This is a genomic window from Streptosporangium sp. NPDC050148, assembly GCF_055586505.1.
This window is the reverse complement of the sequence record NZ_JBVJIA010000017.1, coordinates 1-22,535: the sequence shown is the minus strand read 5'-3', so window position 1 is coordinate 22,535 and position 22,535 is coordinate 1. Positions and strand designations below refer to the sequence as shown.

21 protein-coding genes and 1 riboswitch are annotated in these 22,535 nt (G+C 71.1%); of the genes, 9 read left to right on the top strand and 12 right to left on the bottom strand.

Going from position 1 to position 22,535, the window contains the following annotated elements; all coding sequences use genetic code 11:
* Positions 1-494: 494 nt before the first annotated feature.
* The 5 genes from ACZ6RT_RS20215 to ACZ6RT_RS20195 form a co-directional block, all read right to left on the bottom strand.
* Entirely contained in the window at positions 495-695 is a 201-nt protein-coding gene (locus ACZ6RT_RS20215; protein ID WP_344899693.1) for a cold-shock protein, read from the bottom strand.
* Positions 696-1,124: 429 nt separating this feature from the next.
* Positions 1,125-1,400, bottom strand: coding sequence for a MoaD/ThiS family protein (locus ACZ6RT_RS20210; RefSeq protein ID WP_399194003.1), 276 nt, complete (start codon positions 1,398-1,400; stop codon positions 1,125-1,127).
* 22 nt (positions 1,401-1,422) lie between these two features.
* Positions 1,423-2,712 carry a threonine synthase gene (thrC, locus tag ACZ6RT_RS20205; protein ID WP_470155287.1) on the bottom strand — a complete coding sequence of 430 codons (1,290 nt, stop codon included), beginning with the start codon at positions 2,710-2,712 and terminating at the stop codon, positions 1,423-1,425.
* 14 nt (positions 2,713-2,726) lie between these two features.
* A riboswitch (SAM riboswitch) is annotated at positions 2,727-2,867 on the bottom strand.
* A 383-nt stretch (positions 2,868-3,250) separates the two neighbouring features.
* Complete coding sequence (locus ACZ6RT_RS20200; RefSeq protein ID WP_470155286.1) at positions 3,251-4,870, bottom strand: S1 family peptidase; 1,620 nt, start codon at positions 4,868-4,870, stop codon at positions 3,251-3,253.
* Between the two features lie 311 nt (positions 4,871-5,181).
* Positions 5,182-5,739 (bottom strand): RNA polymerase sigma factor, encoded by a 558-nt coding sequence (locus tag ACZ6RT_RS20195; protein WP_344899701.1) that lies wholly within the window; start codon positions 5,737-5,739, stop codon positions 5,182-5,184.
* A 232-nt stretch (positions 5,740-5,971) separates the two neighbouring features.
* Here ACZ6RT_RS20195 and ACZ6RT_RS20190 point away from each other — a divergent pair, with 232 nt between their 5' ends.
* Positions 5,972-7,399: an alpha,alpha-trehalose-phosphate synthase (UDP-forming) gene (locus ACZ6RT_RS20190; protein ID WP_470155456.1), complete on the top strand. Its 1,428-nt coding sequence runs from the start codon at positions 5,972-5,974 to the stop codon at positions 7,397-7,399.
* Positions 7,400-7,473: 74 nt separating this feature from the next.
* Positions 7,474-8,751, top strand: a complete 1,278-nt coding sequence (locus ACZ6RT_RS20185) for an MFS transporter (RefSeq protein WP_470155284.1) — start codon at positions 7,474-7,476, stop codon at positions 8,749-8,751.
* Here the strand turns inward: ACZ6RT_RS20185 and otsB are convergent.
* Positions 8,708-9,493 carry a trehalose-phosphatase gene (otsB, locus tag ACZ6RT_RS20180; RefSeq protein WP_399194012.1) on the bottom strand — a complete coding sequence of 262 codons (786 nt, stop codon included), beginning with the start codon at positions 9,491-9,493 and terminating at the stop codon, positions 8,708-8,710. The genes ACZ6RT_RS20185 and otsB overlap by 44 nt on opposite strands.
* Before the next feature lie 136 nt (positions 9,494-9,629).
* Entirely contained in the window at positions 9,630-9,932 is a 303-nt protein-coding gene (locus ACZ6RT_RS20175) for a DUF3263 domain-containing protein (RefSeq protein ID WP_399194013.1), read from the bottom strand.
* A 114-nt stretch (positions 9,933-10,046) separates the two neighbouring features.
* On the opposite strand from ACZ6RT_RS20175, the gene ACZ6RT_RS20170 reads away from it, so the two are divergent.
* From ACZ6RT_RS20170 to ACZ6RT_RS20160, 3 genes are all read left to right on the top strand, one after another.
* The gene (locus tag ACZ6RT_RS20170) at positions 10,047-10,862 is read left to right on the top strand and encodes an SAM hydrolase/SAM-dependent halogenase family protein (RefSeq protein WP_344899709.1); all 816 of its coding nucleotides are present in this window, start codon (positions 10,047-10,049) and stop codon (positions 10,860-10,862) included.
* 347 nt (positions 10,863-11,209) lie between these two features.
* Complete coding sequence (locus ACZ6RT_RS20165; protein ID WP_470155281.1) at positions 11,210-11,899, top strand: hypothetical protein; 690 nt, start codon at positions 11,210-11,212, stop codon at positions 11,897-11,899.
* Between the two features lie 448 nt (positions 11,900-12,347).
* Complete coding sequence (locus tag ACZ6RT_RS20160; protein WP_399194015.1) at positions 12,348-12,848, top strand: hypothetical protein; 501 nt, start codon at positions 12,348-12,350, stop codon at positions 12,846-12,848.
* A 263-nt stretch (positions 12,849-13,111) separates the two neighbouring features.
* On the opposite strand, the gene ACZ6RT_RS20155 is transcribed toward ACZ6RT_RS20160, so the two are convergent.
* From ACZ6RT_RS20155 to ACZ6RT_RS20135, 5 genes are all read right to left on the bottom strand, one after another.
* Complete coding sequence (locus ACZ6RT_RS20155; RefSeq protein WP_344899715.1) at positions 13,112-14,125, bottom strand: ABC transporter ATP-binding protein; 1,014 nt, start codon at positions 14,123-14,125, stop codon at positions 13,112-13,114.
* Positions 14,109-15,155, bottom strand: a complete 1,047-nt coding sequence (locus ACZ6RT_RS20150) for an ABC transporter ATP-binding protein (protein WP_399194017.1) — start codon at positions 15,153-15,155, stop codon at positions 14,109-14,111. Before ACZ6RT_RS20150 ends, ACZ6RT_RS20155 begins: the two co-directional genes overlap by 17 nt.
* A gap of 8 nt (positions 15,156-15,163) precedes the next feature.
* Entirely contained in the window at positions 15,164-16,096 is a 933-nt protein-coding gene (locus ACZ6RT_RS20145) for an ABC transporter permease (protein WP_399194019.1), read from the bottom strand.
* Complete coding sequence (locus tag ACZ6RT_RS20140; protein ID WP_344899719.1) at positions 16,089-17,027, bottom strand: ABC transporter permease; 939 nt, start codon at positions 17,025-17,027, stop codon at positions 16,089-16,091. The genes ACZ6RT_RS20145 and ACZ6RT_RS20140 overlap by 8 nt, the downstream gene beginning before the upstream one ends.
* A gap of 113 nt (positions 17,028-17,140) precedes the next feature.
* Positions 17,141-18,775 carry a peptide ABC transporter substrate-binding protein gene (locus ACZ6RT_RS20135; RefSeq protein WP_399194023.1) on the bottom strand — a complete coding sequence of 545 codons (1,635 nt, stop codon included), beginning with the start codon at positions 18,773-18,775 and terminating at the stop codon, positions 17,141-17,143.
* A 502-nt stretch (positions 18,776-19,277) separates the two neighbouring features.
* On the opposite strand from ACZ6RT_RS20135, the gene ACZ6RT_RS20130 reads away from it, so the two are divergent.
* From ACZ6RT_RS20130 to ACZ6RT_RS20115, 4 genes are all read left to right on the top strand, one after another.
* A complete protein-coding gene (locus ACZ6RT_RS20130; protein ID WP_399194025.1) occupies positions 19,278-20,219 on the top strand; it encodes an ABC transporter permease in 942 nt (313 codons plus the stop codon).
* Entirely contained in the window at positions 20,212-21,075 is an 864-nt protein-coding gene (locus ACZ6RT_RS20125; protein WP_399194027.1) for an ABC transporter ATP-binding protein, read from the top strand. Before ACZ6RT_RS20130 ends, ACZ6RT_RS20125 begins: the two co-directional genes overlap by 8 nt.
* A 189-nt stretch (positions 21,076-21,264) precedes the next feature.
* Complete coding sequence (locus ACZ6RT_RS20120) at positions 21,265-21,786, top strand: YbhB/YbcL family Raf kinase inhibitor-like protein (protein ID WP_470155277.1); 522 nt, start codon at positions 21,265-21,267, stop codon at positions 21,784-21,786.
* Positions 21,787-22,218: 432 nt separating this feature from the next.
* Entirely contained in the window at positions 22,219-22,422 is a 204-nt protein-coding gene (locus ACZ6RT_RS20115) for a hypothetical protein (RefSeq protein ID WP_399194030.1), read from the top strand.
* The last annotated feature ends 113 nt before the right edge of the window (positions 22,423-22,535 follow it).

Genomic DNA, 22,535 nt, shown 5'->3' with positions numbered 1-22,535 from the left:
CAACAACACAAAGAAAGCGGCCCTTTCCACAGAGAGGGAACCCCCCTTCCCCCCCCGGGGGCCCCCCCCCGGGCCCGACGAAACGAACCGCTCGGACCGATCCCGGCCAAGCCGGACCAAGCCAAACCAGTCCAGATCAGCCCGCACGAAGCCGGACCAAGCCGGACCAAGTCGAACCAGCCCGGATCGGCCCGGACAGGACGGATGACATCGGACCGGAGTGAACGGCCTCGAACCGGACGGGCCGGGTCCGACGAACCCGTCCGGATCCGGCCGGATCCGGCCGGATCCGGACGGGCCGAGCCCCGACCCGACCTGACGTGACCTGACGAGCCGACCACGCCGGACCGGGCCGGACATGAGGGGCGGGCGTGCGGAGCGGCCGGACAGACCGCGATCCACGGGGTTCCACGAGGTTCCACGGGGTTCTGCGGTGCTCCGCGAGACTCCGCGGGGCTGCGCCGCCCGCCCGGAGAGTTCGGGGGACGGCCGGGTCAGACCGTCCGGACGGCTTCGGCCTGGGGACCCTTCTGACCCTGGGTGATCTCGAACTCCACCCGCTGGCCCTGCTCCAGTGCCCGGTAGCCGTCCATCATGATCGCGGAGTAATGGACGAACACATCCTTACCACCGTCTACCGCGATGAAGCCGTAGCCCTTGTCCGCGTTGAACCATTTGACGGTGCCCTGCGCCACTTGTGACTCCTCTTACTGGTCTTTAGGACGACGCCCATTCCTCTCGCGAAGTCCTCAATCTCCGGGCGAACTTCGCCACGTCGATCGCCCTCGACCATACCTGTGAGAAGTGGTCGAGCAACAGAGTCAAGCACCAAACTACCCGTTTACGCGAGTTTTCCGTACGAGAACATAGTTTGACTATCACTAGTAGTTAGTTTAAATTTGTACGATCTCTTCATGCGCAAGGAATATGAGTCCGGGTCATAAAAAACGACACCCGCGCGGCCTGAGCCGCGCGGGTGTCGTGGGGAGATGTCGATGGCGAACGGGGCCGGGCCCCGAGCCCACCGGCGGTCCGGACGGGCCCGCAGGGGCCGGCCCGGGGCGGGTCGGGGACGACGTGACGGCGCGGGAGCGCCGGGACCGGGACGCCGGGTGGGCGGCGGCTCAGCCCCCGGCCACCGCCGGGATGATGGAGATCTGCGCGCCCGAGGGCGTGGCCGTGTCCAGGTTCTCGGCGAAGCGGACGTCCTCGTCGCCGACGTAGACATTGACAAAACGGCGAATTTTACCCGTTTCATCAAGGATTCGGGCACCGATCCCCGGGAAGTCCGCGTCCAGCTTCTGCAGAACTTCGCGCAGGGTCTCACCCTCCGCGCTCACCTCGGCGGCACCACCGGTGTACGTCCGGAGAATCGTCGGAATCCGCACAGAAACGCTCATAGTTCGGTACCTTTCACGGTTTTCAGGCGATGGCCGCACGGAATGCGTCAAGGGAGGGCCGGATGACCGCGGTGGGACGCGCCTCGGAGGCCACCGCGTCCAGGGTCTTGAGGCCGTCCCCGGTGTTGAGCACCACGGTCTCCGCGTCGGGGTCGAGCGTGCCCGAGGCGACCAGCTTGCGGAGCACGCCGACGGTGACGCCACCGGCGGTCTCGGCGAAGACGCCCTCGGTCCTGGCCAGCAGCCGGATCGCGTCGACGATCTCGGCGTCGGTCACGTCCTCGACGGCGCCACCGGTACGGCGGGCGATGTCCAGGACGTAGGGGCCGTCGGCCGGGTTGCCGATCGCCAGCGACTTGGCGATGGTGTCCGGCTTGACCGGGCGGATCACGTCGTGACCGGCCTTGTAGGCCGCCGAGACCGGCGAGCACCCCTCGGCCTGGGCGGCGAAGATCTTGTACGGGGTGTCCTCGACGAGCCCGAGCCGGATCAGCTCCTTGAACCCCTTGTCGATCTTCGTGAGCTGGGAGCCCGAGGCCACCGGGACGATGATCTGGTCGGGGATGCGCCAGCCGAGCTGCTCGGCGATCTCGTAGGCCAGCGTCTTGGAGCCCTCGGCGTAGTACGGCCGCAGGTTGACGTTGACGAAGCCCCACTTCTCGCCCAGCTCGTCGCCGATGAGCTCGGAGCAGAAGCGGTTCACGTCGTCGTAGGTGCCCTCGATGCCCACCAGCCTGCCGCCGTACACGGAGGCCATGACGATCTTGGCCTGCTCCAGGTTCGAGGGGATGAACACGCAGGAGTCCAGCCCGGCCCGCGCGGCGGCGGCGGCCACGGCACCGGCCAGGTTGCCGGTGGAGGAGCAGGACAGGGTGTGGAAGCCGAAGGTGCGGGCCGCCTCCACGGCGATGGCCACCACGCGATCCTTGAAGGAGTGCGTGGGGTTGCCCGAGTCGTCCTTCACGTGCAGCGAGCGGATACCGAGCTCGCGAGCCAGGTTCCGGGCGTTGACGAGCTTGGTCCAGCCGGGTGCCATGTTGGGCTTGGAGGCCACGTCGGCCGGGACCGGCAGCAGTGAGCGGTAGCGCCAGATGTTGTCCGGCCCCTCGGCGATCTGCTCCCGGGTCACGCGCCCGAAGTCGTAGGCGATCTCGAGGGGCCCGAAACATTCGATGCACGCGAAGCTCGGGCCGAGGTCGTAGCGGGCACCGCACTCGCGACAGGACAGGGCCACGGCGGGGCCGAAGCTTCCGTCCGCGTCCTGCTGGGCGGGCGAGGTGACGGTGATGTTCTCAGTGGTTGCGAGCGCCATGAAGCGAGGCCTTTCCCTCATCTTCGTCTGCGACCACCCTGGCCACAGACCGGAATTGGCACCTGTCCCGGCCGACCTCGTCAGATCACGAGTCTTGAACCGGGAGGGTTGCCGGGGCTTCGCAGGGCCGGTCCCTCCACCCCTCTGGATGAGCACGTATTCAGTTGTCGACCTGATGCGCAGGTCTCCAGCACTCTACCCCGCCACCCCGCCGTCCCGGCAAGCCGTCTCACCGTATGAGACATGGCGTGTTACCTGCCGGACAGGGACATCGGCGGGGGGTGTGGTCACCGGCCCTGGGGGGGGGGGGGGGGGGGGGGGGGGGGGGGGGGGGGGGGGGGGGGGGGGGGGGGGGGGGGGGGAGGGGATGGCTGCGGGGGGGTACGCCCCCCCCCCCCCCCCCCCCCCCCCCCCCCCCCCCCCCCCCCCCCCCCCCCCCCCCCCCCCCCCCCCCCCCCCCCCCCCCCCCCCCCCCGGGACCGTGCCGGAGGCTTGACGCCCGGCCGGACACCGGACTTCCCGAAGACGGCCGCTCAGGTCAGGGCGCGCTGCGGACCGAGAGCGGGGACGGCGCCCTGAGCCCCACGGTGTAGGCGCCGGAACCGGCCACGCTCGCCACCCGGTAGCGGTAGAAACCGGGCGTCCCGGTGTAGGTGATCTTCTCGTCGGGGCCGGCGCTCCTGGAGGAGGCGACGACCCGCCAGGCGGAGCGGCTCCACTTCTGCAGGTACAGGTCGAAGTCCGCGCCGGCGGGGCCGTCCAGGCACCCGAAGTGGTTCCCGGGGATGCCCGCCCGGTAGTAGACGTTCCTGGGGTGGTAGACGGACCTCCCGGCGGCCAGCGCGCCGGTGTAGGTGGTGGGGTAGCCGGTGCAGGTGCCGGTGGTCGGCGGCGGCGGATTGCCCGCCGTGGTCCTCAGGGCCAGGCCGTAGGCGGTGAGGATCTCGGCGATCGGCTGGAAGTAGGTGACGCCTCCCGAGGCGCAGTCGCCCGAGCCTCCGGAGGTGACGCCCTGGGCCTGGTCGATGGCGATGAACGAGCCGCCCGAGTCGCCGGGCTCGGCGCAGACGCTGGTACGGGTCAGCTCCAGGACGGCGCCCTGGGGGTAGGTGACGCTGGCGTCGCGCTGCTGGACGAGGCCGCAGTACCAGTCGGTGGTGGAGCCCGACCGGCAGACCGAGGCCCCCTCGATGGCGACCCGGGCCCCGGCGACGGGGACGATGCCGCCCTCACCGTTGTCCACACCGGCGACGGCCGTCCAGGCAGCGTTGGTGGCCACCCAGGCGTAGTCGCTGCCCGGGAAGACCGACCCCTGGAAGACCCCCTGGGCCTGGCGGTTGAACCCGAGGGTGGGCGCGCCCTGCCTGCCGCAGTGACCGGCGGTGACGAACCCCTGCTGGTTCCCCTTGAGGACGGAGAAGCCGACCGAGCAGCGGTTGACGGTGTTGATGTAGTAGGCGTTTCCGCCGACCAGGTCGTACAGCGGCAACGGCGCCTCGGTGGAGGGCAGCACGATCACGGCGGTCTGGTCGAGACCGGAGGACTCGATGATGTTCTCGGTCTGGTCCGGCCGCGGGGCCAGCACGACCACCTTGTTCCGCTTGACGTCGATGTAGCGGACGCTGGAGACCAGCGGCTGCGGCGGCAGGGTGGCGTCGAGCTTCGCCTTGATGGCGGACAGCTCCGTCAGCGACGTGGGAACGATCTCGGCCTGCGCGCCCGCGGCCAGGATCTGGGGGATGTCGGTGGCCCTGGTGCTGGCCACCACCAGGGTGTGCGCGGTCTTGGCCCGCAGCCAGGCGCCGCCGAAGCGGTCACCGAGCCTCCTGCTCATCTGCTCGGCGATCGGGATCAGCCGGGCCTCGTTGAGCAGCCGGGTCTCGGCCTCGGCCCGGGTCAGGCCCAGGTCGCGCTGGAGCGCCTCGAGCATGCCCGGTGGCGGCGCCGCGGCCCTCGCGCCCCCGGGAACCGTCACACCCGGCGTCCCGGCCCTGGAAGGCGTTCCCGGTGTCTTCGTCGCGATCGGTACGGCGGGCCCGACCGGCTCGGCCGCCCCGGGCCCGCCCGTCCGGGGGTCGGCGTCCGCCGGAGCGGCGGCCAGGGTGAGCGCGGTGATCGCCAGGACGCATCCGGCGGTGACGGCGTGTCTGCGGGACATGTGGGTCTCTCCTCGACCTCGGCTTCCGGAGCTGAGGGGGGAGATCGCCCCATGTCACCGACGGCCTGATGACGCGGGCACCGGGCCGGGTGACGCGGACGGGGCCACCCTAATCCAGCCGTCACCGGTCAAGGCCGCAGAAGCCGCACGCCACGCGGACGACCCTCGTTGAGGGGCGGGAGGCGACGGGCCGGAGCCGGCCGGTCAGGAGGAGCCGGCCGGAGGCGACCGGCCGGCCCGCAAGGAGCCGGTCGGAAGGAGACGGCCGAAGAAGGGCGGGCCGAAGAGAGGGCGGGCCGGAGAAGGACGGGTCAGAGACCGTAGGCCTCGCCCAGGGCCCCCTGGACGTACTTGCGGGCCTGGTGGATCCGCGACTTGGCGGTGCCCAGCGGGATGCCGAGCTGCTCGGCCACCTCGTTGTAGTCGAGCTGGCAGATGTCACGCAGCACCAGAGCCTGCGCCAGGTCGGGCTTCTCGGCCTCCAGCGCCTCCATCGCGTCGAGCAGGTCGAGCCGGGATCCGGCGATCACGCTCACCCGGGCGACGTCCGGCTTCTGCAGGGGGAGCTCGTCCGAGCTCTGCTCGGCGGCGCGGCGCTTCAGCGATCGGTAGGTGGTCCTGGCGCAGTTGGCGGTCACGATGTGCAGCCAGGTGCTGAACCGGGCGCGACCCTCGAAGCGGCCGATGTTGCGGGCCACCGCCAGCAGGGTGTCCTGGCAGGCCTCCTCGGCGTCCTGGCGGTAGGGGAGGATGCGGCCGCAGTGCCGCAGCACGGCGGGCTCGATGCGCTTCAGCAGCTCGCCGAGCGCGCGGTGGTCACCGAGGGCGGCCTGCCGGGCCAGTTCCTCGGTCGTCTCGTCCAGCGCCATCACGGGCCCCCATCAGCGGTCACGGTCGCTGGACATCCTACGGTCGTAGATGACAGACGTTCACCGTCGATCGCGCCATAAAAGCGGGTAAAACCCATGAACACAAACCGACCGGCTGACAAGAGCTGACACAATCCGACGAACGCCATTCCTCCCTCTCCGGAAGAGGAGGCGTCCCGGGAAGGTGCCGGTTAACCTTCAGGACAGGCGTGTCCCTAGCCAGTGAAGGGATCTGATGAAAGCGATCCTGGTGGCCTCCAACCGGGGCCCCGTCTCCTTCACCCTCTCCGAGGACGGCTCCCTGTCCATGCGCAGGGGAGGAGGCGGCCTGGTGTCGGGGCTGTCGGCGGTCGCCAGGGACATGGGCGCCCTGTGGGTCTGCGCGGCACTGTCCGACGGCGACCGGGGCGCGGTGCGGCTGGCGCCCGGCGGCCGGCTCGACCAGGCGGGCTACGACACCGGGGCGCTGCGGATGCTCGACATCCCCCCGACGACCTTCCACCGCGCCTACAACGCGGTGGCCAACTCCACCCTCTGGTTCGTCCACCACCTCCTCTACGACACCCCCAACATGCCGCACTTCGACGCCAGGTTCCGCCGGGAGTGGGAGTCGTACCAGGCCTACAACGAGGCGTTCGCCATGGCGCTGGCCGAGGAGGCCCCGCACGAGGCGCGGGTGATGGTGCAGGACTACCACCTCAGCCTGGTCCCGGCCATGCTCCGGGGCGAGCGGCCCGACCTGCGGGTGGCGCACTTCTCGCACACCCCCTGGGCCCCGCCGGAGTACTTCGCCCTGCTGCCCGACGACGTGGCGGCCGAGCTGCTAGAGGGCATCCTGGGCTCCGACCACGCGGGCTTCCTGACCGAGCGCTGGGGCACCGCGTTCATGGACTGCTGCCGGACCGTGCTCGGCGCCTCGGTCGACCCCGGCGCCCGTACGGTGACCCACGCGGGCAGGACCACCCGGGTCGGCACGCACAGCCTGGGCGTGGACGGCAAGGCGCTGTGGGCGCGGGCCGGGGAGCCCGACGTGGAGTCGCACATGGCCGCGCTCCGCGCCCAGGTGGGCGACCGCAGGCTGATCGTGCGGATCGACCGGACCGAGCTGTCGAAGAACATCGTCAGGGGCCTGGTCGCCTACCGGGAGTTCCTGGCGGCCCATCCGGAGTGGCACGGCCGGGTCACCCACCTGGCCTTCGCCTACCCCTCCCGGCACGACCTGCCCGAGTACCGCGAGTACACCGCGGCGGTGCAGCGCTGCGCCAAGGAGATCGAGGACGAGTACGCCACCGAGGACTGGGACCCGCTGATCCTCAACGTCGACGACGACTACCCGCGGTCGCTGGCCGCCTACCGGCTGGCCGACGTGCTGCTGGTCAACCCGATCCGGGACGGGATGAACCTGGTCGCCAAGGAGGGGCCGATCCTGTCGCCGGGCAGCGCGCTGGTGCTCTCGCGGGAGGCGGGCGCCGCCGCCGAGCTGGGCGAGCACGCCCTCACGGTCAATCCCTACGACGTCTCGGCCACGGCCGCCGCGCTGCACGAGGGCCTGACCATGCCCGAGGGCGAACGCTCCCGCAGGGGCGGCCTGCTGGCCGCGGCGGCGACCGCCCTCCCCCCGCACCGGTGGTTCGCCGAGCAGCTCGACGCCCTCGCCTGAGCGCGGAGTTTCAGACCTCTATGAGATAGTTTCCGAGGCCGTTTCAGTTTTTTCGACGTCCGGGGGAGATCAGGGTGATCGTGACCGCGCCCGTCCGGCTGGTCCGCGACCGCCCGACCTGGCTGGTCTACCTCCAGCTCGGCGTCTTCGCCACCTACCTGTACGGCCTCAGCGCCGCGCTCCCGCTGCTGCGGATCGACCAGGGCCTCTCCCAGGCGGTCGCCGGGCTGCACGGCACCTCGATGGCGGTCGGCGGCATCCTCACCGGCCTCGCGCTCCCCCGGCTGACCGCCCGGATCGGCCGCCGGGCCGTGATCTGGACCGGGATGGCCGGGATGAGCGCCGGAACGTTCCTGGTGGCGGCGGCCCCCACCGTCCTGCCCGCCACCCTGCTCGGCTACGGCGTCGCCAGCGGGATGGCCTCGCTCACCATGTACACGGGCATGGCGTCGCTCGACGACCGCCACGGCCCGGCGGGCCCGGCGGCGATCAGCGAGGCCAACGCGGTCTGCGTGATCGTCGGCATCGGGGTGCCGTTCGTGGTCAGCGTCGCGGCGCAGAGCACGCTGGGCTGGCGGGCGGCGCTGGTGGTGCCCACCGTGCTGACCGTGCTGCTCGCACTGTTCATGGGGCGCGTCCGCGTCCCCGAGCGCCCGGCCGCGGCCGAGACGGGGCCCGTCTCGGCCGGGATGGACGCCGCGCCCGGAGTGGACGCCTCGCCCGGGGTGGACGCCTCGCCCGGGGACGGCGCCCGCCTGGGACGGCGCTTCCGTCTGGCCGGGATCGTGCTGTTCTGCTGCGTCGCCGCGGAGTTCTGCTTCAACCTGTGGGCGGCCAAGCTGTTCTCCGACCGGACCGGCCTGTCTCCGGCGGTGGCCGCGACCGCGGTCGCGGCGTTCACCGCCGGGATGGCGGCCGGGCGGCTGGCGGGGGCGTGGCTGGCCCTGCGGATCGCGCCGACGGTCCTGTTCATCGGGGCGCTGCTGGTCGCGGCCACCGGCTGGGGGGTCTTCTGGCTGAGCACGGAACCCGCGTTCTCGTACGCGGGGCTGGCGCTCTCCGGACTGGGCGTCGCGCTGCACTTCCCGATGGCGCTCTCCCGGCTGCTGGCCGTCTCCGGGGGACGGCGGAACCAGGCGACCGCGATCGCCTCGATCATCACGAGCGTCGCCCTCGGAGTGGGCCCGTTCGTGCTGGGCGCGCTGGCCGACGGGTTCGGCACCCGGACGGCGTTCCTCCTGGTGCCGGCGCTGATCGGGGCGGCCCTGGCCGGGCTGCTGATCGGCACCGCCGGGGACGCGCCCGCCCTCAGCCGGTCGTCTCCTTCTCGATCGCGTCGGCGATCGAGCTGAGGAGCTCCAGCACCCCCGTGGGCCCGTCCACCACCAGGTCGGCCTCGACCTCGATCTCGGGCGACCCGCTGAACACCGTCACCCCCGGCAGCCCCGAGCCGCGCACGGCCGCGAACGCCGGCAGGTCGCCCAGGTCGTCCCCGGCGAACAGCACCGACCGGGCGGCCCGCTCGCGCAGGAAGGCGTCCAGCGCCACCCCCTTGTCGATCCCCGGCGGGCGCAGCTCCAGCACGAGCTTGCCGGGCTCCACGGTCAGCCCGGCCGAGGCGGCCAGCGTGGCCACCGGCCCGGCCAGCGCCTCCAGAGTGGCCCACGGGTCGGCGGCCTGACGGGTGTGCACGGCGACCGCCCGTTCCTTGTCCTCGATCCTGACCCCGTCCAGGCCCGCGACCAGGGTGAGCAGCCCGGCCCTGGCCTCGTCCAGGCCCGGGTGCACGGGCGGCGCGGCCAGCGCGCCCGCCTCCCAGCGTTCGAGGCCGTAGTGACCGAGCACCACCAGGCCGGGCACCGCGGCCAGGGAGCCGTACTCGACCGCGACGGCGGCCGGCCGGCCGGTCACGATCACCAGGGAGCCGATGAGGCCGCCGAGCCTGGTCAGCACCTCGGCCCCGCCGGGGGCGATCCTGGCCGCGGCCGGGTCGGGGACGATCGGGGAGAGCGTGCCGTCGAAGTCGAGCCCGATCACCGCCCCCGCGGGGTCGGCGACGATCGCCTTCAGTCCGTCGGTGGTGTTCGCCCTCATGCCCGCCTCAGCCCGTCGAGTGTCTTCGCCGTCATGTCGTGTCCTCGCCGTCATGCCGCCCGGCTCCGGTCCGTCCGCGCGGCGCCCACCGGGAGACCCCGGCGCGGGCGCCCGCCCGAGCGGTCGTACCCCACCATCAGGGGCGCAAGCCCCTCTTTCGGGCGGCGCGTTCCTGGCGGCGGGTCTCGCGGAGCCGACGCAGGCGTTTGACCAGCATCGGATCGTGGGCGAGCGCCGCCGGCAGCTCGATGATCTCGCTGAGCAGCTGGTAGTAGCGCGTCGCGGAGAGGTCGAAGACCTGGCGGATCTCCTGCTCCTTGGCGCCCGCGTGACGCCACCATCGCCGTTCGAAGGCGAGCAGTTCCCGCTCCTGTTCGGTGAGCGCCCGCGACGGAGGCTCGGCTGCGGCGCCGTCGCCGGGGGTCGGCGCGGGATCCATTGCTTCCTCCTCGGCCGGACGGGCGGGGATCGCACCGCGTGCGCGACCAGAAGTCAGGATAGTCCGGAATTTCGCGCTGTTCATGACGGATGTGGAGACGTACAGTCACCAGGTGTGACCTCTGTCATCAGCCTTCTCACCGACTACGGCCTGGAGGACGGCTACATCGCCGCCTGTCACGGCGTGATCGTCGGAATCTCGCCGGAGTCGCGGATCATCGACGTGTGCCATCTGGTGCCGCCGGGTGACGTACGGCGCGGGGCGGCGATCCTGGCCCAGACGATCGCCTACCTCCCGCCGGGCGTGCACGTCGCCGTGGTGGACCCGGGTGTCGGCGGAGCGCGCAGGGCCGTGGCGGTCGAGGCCGGGGAGCACGTGTTCCTGGGGCCCGACAACGGGCTGCTGTCGTGGGCGATCAACGCGAGCGGGGGCGCGCGGGCCGCCTACGAGCTGTCCAACGGCGATCTCTTCCTCAAGCCGGTCTCGCCGACCTTCCACGGGCGCGACCTGTTCGCGCCGGTGGCGGCGCACCTGGCGATCGGACGCCGGCCGGCCGAGCTGGGCCCGGAGATCCCGCTGGGCCGCCTGGTCTCGCTGCCCGCGCCCACCTCGACCGTGCAGGAGGGGTACGCCGAGGGGGAGGTGCTCTCGATCGACCGGTACGGCAACGCCCAGCTCTCGATCGGCTCGGGCGACCTGGTGAGCCTGGGCATCACGCCGGGCGACACCCTGGTGGTCTGGCTGGGCAGGCGGCGGCTGTCGGTGCCGTTCAGGGAGACGTTCACGGCGGTCCCTCCGGGCGACGTGGTGGCGTTCACCGATTCGGCCGGGCTGGTCGCGCTGGGCGTCAACGCCGGTGACGCCTCGCAGAGGCTGGGCCTGCCGCCCGGGGCCCATGTCCGGCTCTCCCTGGGGTCCCGCCATATGTGACTACGTGCCCAATAGAGGCATCTAAAGGTAATCACTGTATGTATCGGTCTGTTTACTGAAGCGTCGTCCTCCCTGGAAGAGCGCGTGTCAGAATCCCGGTGACGTGTAACCCCGCCCCCTCCCGACGAGGTCACCGTGTTCTCCTTCCCGCTCCCTCCGGCGTTCCCGCACGGCCGGGCACCCGCCTGTCATGCGTCCTCACCCCCCGCCCCGCCCGGCGGTCCCCCCGGCATCCCACCCCCCGCCCCGCCCGGCGTCCCACCCGCCGTCCCCTCCGGCCCTGCGCCCGGTGGTCCACCCGGCACCCCGCAGGGCGCCCTGCCCGCCCGCCGCCCGGGGATCGCACGGTGAGGGGCTCGGTGGCGCTCACCGCCGCCCCGTTCTGCGTGGCGGCGGCCCTGAGCGTCACGTCCGTCCCGCAGCCCGACACCGCGCGCCTCGTCTCCGGCCGGGTCCCGGCGACGGCGGTGGCCACCGCCCCGGCCCTCCTTCGCGCCGCCGTCGCGCCCCGGGCCGCCCGCCACCCGCACGACCCGGCCTCGATCGCCTGCCGTCCCGGTGAACCGGCACGCGAGCTCCGCGAGCTCCGCGAGCTCCGTGACCTTCGTGAGCTTCGTGACCCGCGTGGACGGCGCAGCCCCGTACACGACCTCCGGAACGGACGCGAACCGGCCCGCGACGTCCGTGACACCCGCGACACCCGGGGTGCGCCCGGAGCGGCTCGCCCCGGGCGGAGCGCCCGCGAGGCGCCCCCCGCCCCCCGGTCCGCGTACGAGGTGGCGCGCGAGCCCGGCCCCTCGGACACCCGCGCTCCGGGCGGGCCCCGGCCGCCGTCACCGGCCGCCGGGCCGGGCACCCCCGCTCCCCCCTCCGGCCGGAAGCCGGCCGCGGCCTCCCCCGTCGGCGGGGCCTCCCCGCCCGGTGCGGCCCGTGACACCTACGTCTCGCTGGTCCTGCTCGCCCTGGCCCTGGCGGGGCGCGCGGTGGCCATGCGCCGCAGGTCCGGCCCGGCCCTTCCGGAAGAGGATCGCACCTAGCAAGTGCTTGCGTGCGGCCCGTCCTCGGCCGTACCCGGGGCCGACGGCCGGCTCACCGTGGACGACGGTGTCGCGCGGCCTGCCCGGCACCGCCCGCGATCGTTGCGGGACCGCCCGCCTCCCGTCCCGGACGGGTTTCTGCCACGCCCCCCCGTACCGCGACGGGGAGAACCCGGCACGGGTGCGCCCGCCGCGCGCCAGGCGCGCCAGGCGCGGGAGGCGCGGGAGGCGCGGGAGGCGCGGGAGGCGCGGATCGGGCCGGCGATCGATCAGGGCCCCTCCGGACACGGCCCCGCGATCATTGCCACAACCTGACCATTCTTGACCCTCCAGAAAGCATGTCGCTGGATAGTCTCACTCCCGTTACTTTGAGTAGCCGCGTGCAGACGGTCCGTTCAAAAGGGCCCAGAACACTGCCGCGACGATTTCCTTCCAGGGGGAACCAACAATGATTCGTCGTCTTCTCATCACCTCCGCGTGCGTCGGTATCGCCGTCATCGCACCGGCCGCGGCCGCGTCCGCCGCCACCTCCTCCACCGCCTCCAAGGCCGCCGTCACCTCGGTGGCGCAGGCCAAGGTCGCCAAGGCCGCCAAGTCCAAGGCCGACTGCTGCGGCGTCGGCGTCGTCAGCACTCCGGTCGTCGCCTGCCCGACCGTCGTCGCGGTTCCCACCGTCTACGCGGCCGGCTGCGGCGGCGTCTACGGCGGCGGGGTCGTCTACGGCGGCGGCGTCTACGGCGGTGGCGTCTACGGTGGCGGCGTCTACGGTGGCGGCGTCTACGGCGGTGGCGTCTACGGTGGCGGCTTCGGCCACCACGGCGGCTTCGGCCGTGGCGGCAACAACATCGGCGGCGGCGGCAACATCATCAGCAGCGGCAGCGGCGTCGGCCACGGTGTCGGCATCGGTGGCCTCGTCGGCATCGGCGGCGTCGGCGTCGACATCCTCTAGTACGCCGTCCTCTAGCACGTCGAGGATCACGCGGTAGGCAAGACGGGGCGCGGCCCCCATCCGTCACGGGTGGGGGCCGCGCCTCTTCGCGTCACCGGACCGTCCCGCGCGGGCCCGGTCCGCGCGGGCCCCGACAGGCCCCGACAGGCCCCGACCGGCCGCGCGCCACGTCGCGCCCTCGTCCCGCGCGCCCGACGCGCCGAACGCACGTGATCCCGACCGCCCGGGACGCCGGACGCGTACGACGTCAGACGTGCACGACGTCAGATGTGCACGACGTCGTGCGTCTCGGCGAAGTGGCAGGCGCTCGCGTGCGCGGTGCCGGGCCTGACCACCAGCGCGGGCTCCTCGGTGGCGCAGATCTCCTCGGCCTTCCAGCACCGGGTACGGAACCGGCAGCCCGACGGCGGATCGGCCGGGGAGGGCGGGTCCCCGTGAAGGATGATCCGCTCGCGCCGCTCGCGTCCCTCGGGGTCGGGCACCGGCACGGCCGACAGCAGCGCCTGGGTGTAGGGGTGAGCGGGCCGGTCGTAGATCTCGGTGTCCTTGCCCAGTTCGACGATCTTGCCCAGGTACATCACCCCGACCCGGTCGGAGATGTGCCGGACCACCGACAGGTCGTGGGCGATGAAGACGTACGCCAGCCCGAACTCGTCCTGCAGCCGTTCCAGCAGGTTGACGACCTGCGCCTGGATCGACACGTCCAGCGCGGAGACCGGTTCGTCACAGACGATGATCTCCGGCTGGAGCGCCAGCCCCCGGGCGATGCCGATGCGCTGGCGCTGGCCGCCGGAGAACTGGTGCGGGTAGCGGTGGATGTGCTGGGGGTCCAGGCCCACCACCTCCAGCAGTTCCTGCACCCTGCGGCGCCGGTCCCCCTTGGGGGCGACCTCGCCGTGGATCTCGAACGGCTCCCCGATGATGTCGCCCACGGTCATCCGGGGGTTCAGCGAGGTGTAGGGGTCCTGCATCACCATCTGGATGTTGCGGCGGACCCGCTTCAGCGCGCCGCCCCTGGCGCGGGCGATCTCCTGGCCGTTGATCCGTACCGAGCCCGAGGTCGGCCGCTCCAGCGCCATCAGGAGCCTGGCCAGCGTGGACTTGCCACAGCCGGACTCGCCCACGATGCCCAGCGTCTCGCCCCGGCGCAGGTCGAAGGAGACCCCGTCGACGGCCTTGATCGCGCCGACCTGCTTGCGCAGGATGACGCCCTGGGTCAGCGGGAAGTGCTTGACCAGGTCGCGCACCTCAAGGATCGGATCACCCGTGGCTGCCATCGAGGACCTCCCTCCAGTAGTGGCACGCGCTGCTCCGCGCCGGGTCGATCTCGTACAGCGGTGGCGGGTCGGTGACGCAGTCGTCCTGACGGTACGGGCACCGGGGGTGGAAGGAACAGCCCGAGGGCATGTCGAGCAGGTTCGGCGGCATGCCCTTGATGGCGTACAGCTCCTGACCCTTCTGGTCGACCCGGGGGATCGAGTCGAGCAGCCCCTTGGCGTACGGGTGGGCGGGGGCCCGGTAGATGTCGTGCACCGGGGCGTGCTCCACGATCCGCCCGGCGTACATCACCGCGATCCGGTCGGCGACGTCGGCCACCACGCCGAGGTCGTGGGTGATCAGGATCAGGCCCATGTCGCTCTCCCGGCGCAGCTCGGCCAGCAGCTCCATGATCTGGGCCTGCACGGTCACGTCGAGCGCGGTGGTCGGCTCGTCGGCGATCAGCACCTCCGGGTCGAGCGCGATCGACATCGCGATCATGATGCGCTGGCGCATCCCCCCGGAGAACTGGTGCGGGTAGTCGTCGACCCGCTGCGCGGCGGCGGGGATGCGGACCCGGTCCATCAGCTCGATCGCCTTCTTGTGGGCGTCGCGCCGGGACATGCCGCGGTGCACCCGGAACATCTCCCCGATCTGGGCGCCGACGGTGAACACCGGGTTCAGCGCGGAGAGCGCGTCCTGGAAGATCATCGCGATCCTCCGGCCGCGGATCTGGGAGCGGGCCTCCTCGGACAGGGTGAGCAGGTCGGTGCCGCGGAAGCGCACCTCGCCCCGGGGGATGCGGGCCGGCGGCATGTCGAGCAGGCCCATGATCGCCTGCGCGGTCACCGACTTGCCCGAACCGGACTCGCCGAGCACGGCGAGCGTCTCCCCCGGGCTCAGCGAGTAGCTGACCCCGTTGACCGCCCTGAGCACGCCCTGCCTGGTCACGAACTCCACGTGCAGGTCGTCGACGACGAGCAGCGGCTCGCCGGCCGCCACGTTCCCGTCCGGCACCGGCGAGGTCGCCGGGGTCACGGTCCTCTTCACAGGTCCCCCTACCGCAGCTTCGGGTCGAGGGCGTCGCGGACGGCGTCACCCAGCATGATGAAGGCCAGCACCGTCAGGCTCAGGAAGAGCGCCGGGAACAGCAGCGCCCACGGAGCCTCCAGGAAGCGTTCCCGGGCATCGGAGATCATGAGTCCCCAGGAGATGTCGGGCGAGCGCAGGCCCACGCCGAGGAAGGAGAGCCCGGCCTCGGCGGCGATGAAGTACCCCAGGTTGATGGTGGCGACCACGATCACCGAGGCGACCGCGTTCGGCAGGATGTGCCGGAACATGATCCTCGGTGTGGAGGCGCCGAGCGCCCGCGCCGCGAGCACGTAGTCCTGGCTCTTGGCCGTGATCACCGCGGCCCGCATGATCCGGTACGTCATCGGCCAGGTCAGCACCGCCAGCGCGAGCATGACCGTCCACACGTTGCCGGTCCGGAAGACCGCCAGGATCAGCAGGGCGCCCAGGATCGACGGGATCGCGAAGAAGATCTCCGCCACCCGGGAGAACCCGGAGTCGACCCAGCCTCCGGCGTACCCGCCGAGCAGGCCGAGCAGACCGCCCGCCAGCGCGGTGACGATCGTGGTGGACAGGCCGACCACGATCGAGTTGCGGGCTCCGTGGACGGTACGGGCGTAGACGTCGCAGCCGAGGTTGTCGGTGCCGAACCAGTGGAGCTCGCTCATGCCCTTGCGGGCGTCGGACAGCTGGCAGGTCGTGGCGTCGAACGGGTTCACCGAGGTGAAGAGCGAGGGGACGATCGCCATCGTGACCAGGATGCCGATCAGGAAGGACGCCCCGATGAACAGCGGCCGGCGGCGCAGGTCGTACCAGGCGTCGTTCCACAGGCTCGCGGCCTTGGGACCGGAGCCCCTTCCCCGGCGGAAGCGCCCGGGGGACCCGGTCTGCCCACCGGCCGGGATGAGGGTGTCACTCATAGCGGATCCTCGGGTCGAGCACGGCGTACAGCAGGTCGACGATCAGGTTGGCCAGGATGTAGATCAGCACCAGCATGGTCACGATGCCGACGACGACGGGTTGTTCCCGCAGGTAGACGGAGCTGAACAGCTGCTGTCCGATGCCCGGCAGATTGAAGATCGTCTCGGTGATCACCGCGCCGCCCATCAGCTGGCCCAGGTCCGCGCCCAGGTAGGTGACCAGCGGGATCAGCGCGTTGCGCAGCGCGTGCCGCCCGACGACCCTCCGGCGCGGCAGGCCCTTGGCCACCGCGGTGCGGATGTAGTCGGCGCGCAGGATCTCCACCAGGCTGCCCCGGGTGAGCCGGGTGAGGTAGGCGATCGACGTCCCCGCGAGCACGAACCCGGGCAGCAGGTAGCTGCGCCAGCCCTCCGACACGCCCGCGACCGGGAACAGGTCGATCCCGGCCTGCTTGAGCTTCACGCCCAGCAGCAGCTGCAGCACGAAGCCGGTCACCAGGGTGGGGACCGAGATGAGCACCAGGGTGGAGGCCAGGATCATCGAGTCCAGGGGGCGGCCGCGGCGCAGGGCCGCGTACGTGCCCAGGCCGATGCCGATGACCGCCTCCAGCACCAGGGCGGTCATCGCCAGGTTGATCGTCACCTGGAACTTGCCCGCCAGGATGTCGCTCACCCGCACCCCGCTGAAGGTGGTGCCCAGGTCACCGGTGAACAGGCCGGTGACGTAGTACCAGTACTGCACCAGGAACGGGTCGTTCAGGTGGTACTGCTCGCGCAGGATGTTGACGATGTTGGGGTCGATGCGCTTCTCGCCCGCCAGCGCCGCGATGGGGTCACCGGGCAGCGCGAAGACGATGGCGTAGATGAGCAGGGTCGCGCCCACCAGGACAGGTATCGCCTGGATCAGGCGTCGGAGGATGTAGCGGCCCATTCAAGTCTCCCGTACGTGCCCGGGTCGGTCCCGCGCACCGGCGGATCGCGGTGCGCGGGACCGGCCCCGGGCGGCCAGTGAGGCCGGACCCTCGCCCGGCGCTCGGCCCTTCGTCAGCCGGTCTTCTCCAACTCGGACCACTCGATCTGGTTGAGAAGGTTGATCCTGACGTTCTTGACCTTCTGGGAGTGGGCCGCGTTCATCCGGTAGAAGTAGACCGGGATGTACGGCAGTTCCTTGATCAGCACGTCGTCGGCCTGCTGGTAGAACTTCAGGCTCTCCTCCATCGTCGCGGCGGTGTCGCCCTTGGCGAGGAGCTCGTCGAACTCCTTGTTCGACCAGCCGGCGTAGTTGGAACCGGTCTTGATCGCGACGGTGGAGAAGATCGGGGTGAGGTAGTTCTCCGCCGACGGGTAGTCGATCGCCCAGCCCATCCGGAACAGCCCGCCGTAGGTCTTCTTGTCGAGCTCGTCGAGGATCGAGGCGAACTTCTCGAAGGGCTTGACCGTGACCTCGATGCCCAGGTTGGCGCGGAGGTTGTTGGCGACGGCCTCGATCCACTCCTTGTGCGGGCCGTCGGAGTTGTAGCCCAGCTCCAGCGTCTTGGGGCCGCCCGCCTCGGCGTACTGGGCCTTGGCCTTGGCCGGGTCGTAGGCGCAGACCGCGCAGGCGCCGGGACGATGGCCCTGCAGCAGCGGGTTGATGAAGTCGTCCGCGGGTGCGCGGGTGCCGGAGAAGACCGTCTCGGCGATGGTCTTGCGGTCGATCGCCATGGAGACGGCCTCGCGGACCCTCACGTCCGCGTACGTCTTGTTGTACTGCAGCGGGAAGCCGATGTAGCCGATGCCCGCGTCCGGCTCGTCGATGTAGCGCTCGCCGAACTCCGACTTGGCGCGGGAGATCGCCGAGGGGGGCAGCGAGTCGTGCAGGTCGAGGTTCTCGGCGGCCAGGTCGTTGAACGCGGTCTCCTGGCTCGTGTAGAGCTTGAACTGGAGCTTGGCGAACTTCGGCTTCTCCCCGGGGAACTTGTCGTACCGGGTGAGGTCGATCGTCTGGTCGGTGCCCTTGTTGTAGGGCTTGTCGATCTGGAAGTAGCCCTGGCCGATCGGCTTCTTGGCGTACTCCTCGGTGATCTTGCCGTCGGGGCCGAAGGCGACCTTGGGCAGCGGATAGAACGAGGTGTACCCGAGCATCGTCTTGAACTGGGAGAACGGCTGGCTCAGCGTGACGGTGAAGGTCGACTCGTCGACGACCTTCAGACCCTTCATCTCCTTGACGGAGACGGTCTTGCCCTCACCGGGGTTCAGGTCGGCCCAGCCGTCGATGCGGCTGAAGAAGCCGTTGGCGCCCTGCGCGTTGTCCTGGTTGGCCGCGTAGTTCCAGGCGTCGACGTAGTTCTGCGCGATCACCTTCTCGCCGTTGTGCCAGGTGTAGCCGGGCTTGAGCTTGATCGTCCACACCTTGTTGTCGGTCGTCTCGATCGACTCGGCGGCCTCGTTGACGACCTGCTTCTGCTCGTCGTAGCTGACCAGCCCCGAGAACATGGCAGCCATCGCCTCGGCACCCTCGGACTCGGTGGTGTCACCGGGATAGAAGAGCTTCTGCGGCTCACCCAGCTCCATCCGCACCGGCAGGTCGGCGGCGGCCGACCCCCCGCCGGGGGTTTCCGTGCTGCCGCAGGCGGCCAGCGCGAGGGCGAGTAGCGCGGTGCCGGCGGCAGCCCGCGCACCCTTGGTAACACGCAGCATTGCGGTAAATCCTCCCTTTGCAGGCTTGCGCCGGCACTGAGATCCGTTAACCGGGCACCGCGAAGGAGGATCTTGTGGTTCCTGCTTCCCGCTGGTTCCGGTTCGGGTGCTGACGCCACACCGATCGGTCGCGACTATTCCTCACCGTTCCGTATCGGCTTGTATCTGCGATGTTGCAGTTAGGTCACGCATATGCCGATTTCGCGTCATACGCCCGCCACCTCGGTGAATCCGTCTTGGCAGGTTTCTACAAATCCGACATCAGCCCCTACATCAGACGTCAACGGTCATGTCAAAATCCCCTCTGGCCGGGATCCCCATGTCCGTTACTCGGCCATGACCCCCGGTGGGGACCGCGCCGACCCTTCCCCGGTCCCGCGGGGCGGCCACCGACGAACTTCACAATTGCCGTGGAACCTCCGGCCCGGGGAACCCGTCCAATGTGTGCGGCGGCAGACCGCCGCAGGCACTTCATCCACTCGCATCCAATAGAGTCCTTGCCATGAGCCAGCCGGAATCCGCGATCGCGGACGCCCAGGCGGGTGGCCCGAAGAACGGCAACCCCCCAGAGGGGCAAGAGCCGCTGGCCAAGCTCGCCGCGCGTTACGGACTTCGGCGTGCCATCGCACGCCCCAGTCTGCCCGTCTACCTGCGTCAACTGTGGGAACGACGTCACTTCATCACGACGTACGCCACCTCCCGCAACGTCTCGAAGTACAGCAACTCCGCCCTGGGCCAGCTGTGGCAGGTCGTCACGCCACTGCTGAACGCCGCGATCTACTTCCTGATGTTCGGCCTGATCCTCGGCGCGAACAAGGACATCGAGAACTATCCGGCCTTCCTCATCACCGGGATGTTCGTCTTCACCTACACCCAGCGCTCGGTGAGCGGTGGCGCCAGGGCGATCTCCGGCAACCTGTCGCTGATCCGCGCCCTGCACTTCCCCCGGGCCGCGCTCCCGCTGGCCTACACGATCCAGGAGTTCCAGCAGCTGCTGATCTCCATGGGCGTGCTGTTCGGCCTGGTACTGCTCACCGATGAGCCGCTCACCCTGTACTGGCTCCTCATCCCGGTCGCCCTGGCGCTGCAGACGATGTTCAACATCGGCGCCAGCCTGGTCCTGGCCCGCGTCGGCGCCACCGCCCGCGACCTGAACCAGCTCCTGCCCTTCATCATGCGCACCTGGCTGTACGCCTCCGGCGTGTTCTTCTCCATCGAGGACAAGGTCGTGGGGCCCGACGGCGCCGGCCTGCCCCAGTGGGTCGCCGACGTCATGTACTTCAACCCGGCGGCCGCGTACATCGAGCTCATGCGGGACCTGCTGATGCAGACGCACGAGCCCCGTCCCTACATCTGGGGCGTCTGCGTATTCTGGGCGGTGTTCGCTCTGCTCGGCGGCTTCTGGTACTTCTGGCGAGCCGAGGAGAAGTACGGCCGTGGCTGAGTTGACCGAGGAGCTGTCCGGAGTGAAGGCCGAGGAGCCGGCCGTGCCCAGCACGGACGTCAGGGTGCACCCCGCCCCGGAACCCGCCGCCGGCGGCGGCGCCGCCCCCGAGGGCGACCCGACGGTCATCGTCGACGACCTGCACATCATCTACCGCGTGTACGGGGCGGCCAGCGACACCGAGAAGGGCAACGCGGTCAACGCCCTCATGCGCCTCGTCAAGCGCCAGGGACGGCCGCAGATGAAGGAGGTGCACGCCGTCCGCGGCGTGTCCTTCGTGGCCCGCCACGGTGACGCCATCGGCATCGTGGGCCGTAACGGCTCCGGCAAGTCCACGCTGCTGCGCGCCATCGCCGGCCTGCTGCCCCCGCACTCCGGCGCGGTCTACACCGACGGCCAGCCCTCCCTGCTCGGCGTCAACGCCGCGCTGATGCGCGAGCTCACCGGTGAGCGCAACATCGTGCTCGGCTGCTACGCGATGGGCATGAACCCCGCCCAGGTCAAGGAGACCTACGACGACATCGTCGACTTCTCCGGCATCGGGGAGTTCGTGCAGTTCCCCATGTCGACCTACTCCTCCGGCATGGGCGCCAGGCTCCGCTTCGCCATCGCCTCGGCCAAGTCCCACGACGTGCTGCTCATCGACGAGGCCCTGGCCACCGGCGACCGCGAGTTCCGGCGCAAGAGCCAGGACCGCATCAAGAAGATGCGCGACCAGGCCGGCACCGTCTTCCTGGTCGCGCACAACCTGGACGTCATCGAGGAGACCTGCAACCGGGTCATCTGGCTGCACAAGGGCAAGATCAAGATGGACGGCGACCCGCAGACGGTCCTGGCCGCCTACAACAAGGGCTGACCGCACGGAGGCGATCGCCACGGGGTCCGGCCGTGGCGATCCCCGGCGGGCCTGCTCCACCGGGCCCGCTCCGGCGTGGCCGGCCCCACGGGTCACGGGATCCGATCGTCGTGGCCTCCGGTCGCTACGGGATCCGATCGCGGGCAGGATGAGGGGCGACCGACAAGACGCTCCCATCGGAGGTGAATCGTGTCCACGCGGCCACCGATTCCATATGACCTGCTGCCCCCGGTCCCGGCCCTGACCGTCGAGAGCGACGACGTGCGCGACGGCGAGCGCCTGGCCGAGACCCACGTGTTCGACGACTGGGGGGCCACCGGCCAGAACGTCTCCCCGCACCTGCGCTGGTCCGGCGCCCCCGAGGGCACCCTCAGCTACGCCGTGACGTGCTTCGACCCCGACGCGCCCACCGGCAGCGGGTTCTGGCACTGGCTGCTGTTCGACATCCCCGCAGGTACGACCGAACTGCCCTCGGGTGCGGGCACCGCCGACACGAGCGTGGGCGTGCACGGCCGCAACGACTACGGCACGCTCGCCTACGGCGGCGCCGCCCCGCCGCCCGGCCCCCCGCACCGCTACATCTTCGCGGTGCACGCCCTCGACGTGGAGAAGCTCGGCGTCGACGCCGACGCCTCCGCCGCCGTGGTGGGCTTCAACATCACCGCCCGCACCCTGGCCCGCGGCTACATCGTTCCCGAGTACCAGAACTGACACGGCGCCGGCGCGTCGCGGTCCGGCCACCCGGACCCGGCGCGCGGCCCCGCGCGGCCCCGCACGGTCCCGGACGGCCCCGCGCGGCCCCGCACGACCCTCCACGGTCCCGCACGACCCTCCACGGTCCCGCGGGGCCGCGCAGGACTCCGCCACGGGCCCACGGCCGCTCCGCGGCTCGTTCCTCACCGGCCTTCACCGGCCTCTCACCGGTCCGTCCCCGGTCCGTCCCCGGACCGGCGAGGGACGTGCCGGGCCGCACCGGGAGCCTCTCCGCGAACAGCGGCCGGTGGGCGGGTACGGGCACCCGGGCACGTTCCCGGACGGAACATCAGGGCGGAACATCGAGCCGGGACGTCAAGCGGGGGCGTGGATGTGACACGGGGGGCAATGGACTGACAGCGTGTTCGGTGTTCCGGTATGATTCGAACGTTGTTTCGATCCGAGGAAGCCGTCATGGAGTGGGGGCGCGCGATGCGAGACCTGTCCACCGCGATCGACCACCTGTCCGTCGAGGACCCGTCCGAGATTCCGCGTCTCCAGCTCACCGAGCAGCTCATCGAGCTGCACTGGCAGATGGCCAGGCTCCAGGCCGAGATAGCCCGTCGCACCTCCGTGCGGCGTCCGGGGCGCTGAGGCGGTGGGGGGGGGGGGGGGGGGGGGGGGGGGGGGGGGGGGGGGGGGGGGGGGGGGGGGGGGGGGGAGGGGGGGAGGGGAGGGGGGGGAGGAACAGTCGGAGGCGGTACCCG